Source organism: Grimontia indica (assembly GCF_000333895.2).
Lineage (GTDB): Bacteria > Pseudomonadota > Gammaproteobacteria > Enterobacterales > Vibrionaceae > Enterovibrio > Enterovibrio indicus.
On sequence record NZ_ANFM02000083.1, the window covers coordinates 1 to 683 of the forward strand.

Annotated in this window: 3 tRNA genes; all 3 read right to left on the reverse strand. The window is 46.3% G+C overall.

Going from position 1 to position 683, the window contains the following annotated elements:
* Positions 1-242: 242 nt before the first annotated feature.
* A tRNA-Val gene (locus D515_RS24740) sits at positions 243-318 on the reverse strand.
* A gap of 31 nt (positions 319-349) precedes the next feature.
* Positions 350-425, reverse strand: a tRNA-Lys gene (locus D515_RS24745).
* Between the two features lie 2 nt (positions 426-427).
* Positions 428-503: transfer RNA gene (locus D515_RS24750), tRNA-Glu, on the reverse strand.
* Positions 504-683: the final 180 nt, after the last annotated feature.

Below are 683 nucleotides of genomic sequence, written 5' to 3' on the forward strand. Positions count from 1 at the left end.
CTCCGTAGAGTCAACATTTGAGAACTTTTACAAACAAACTGAATCAGTTTGTTTAGTCAGCTTTCCAGATTTTTAAAGAGCATTTCTCGTAAAGAGAACGTGGTGCAAAAACCACTTTCTAATGACTTTCTTCCCAAATTGGGGCGGCAAAAATTCGCACCCTGTAAATATTATTTAAAGGGTCTGCGAGTCCGTTGCAGAAAATGATTAGAGAGTGCGCTTTTCCTTTATGCAAGGAAAAGTGGTGGGCGATACCGGGCTCGAACCAGTGACCCCCTCCTTGTAAGGGAGGTGCTCTCCCAACTGAGCTAATCGCCCACATCAGTTTTACATCCTCTGTGGTAGAAGATGGTGGGTCGTGCAGGATTCGAACCTGCGACCAATTGATTAAAAGTCAACTGCTCTACCAACTGAGCTAACGACCCAGTGGCGTCCCATAGGGGAGTCGAACCCCTGTTACCGCCGTGAAAGGGCGGTGTCCTAGGCCTCTAGACGAATGGGACACAACGTTTGTCAGCGAAACATGTTTCGCTAACGTTGTGTTAGTGGAGTGACGAGCTTGCGAGAAGCGACATCAGACCGAAAAACACAATGTCTGGCATTGGGATGCCAAACCACTCTTTACTTTTTCAACCTATACAATCTGTGTGGACACTAGCATTAATAGTATCGTTAAGGAGGTG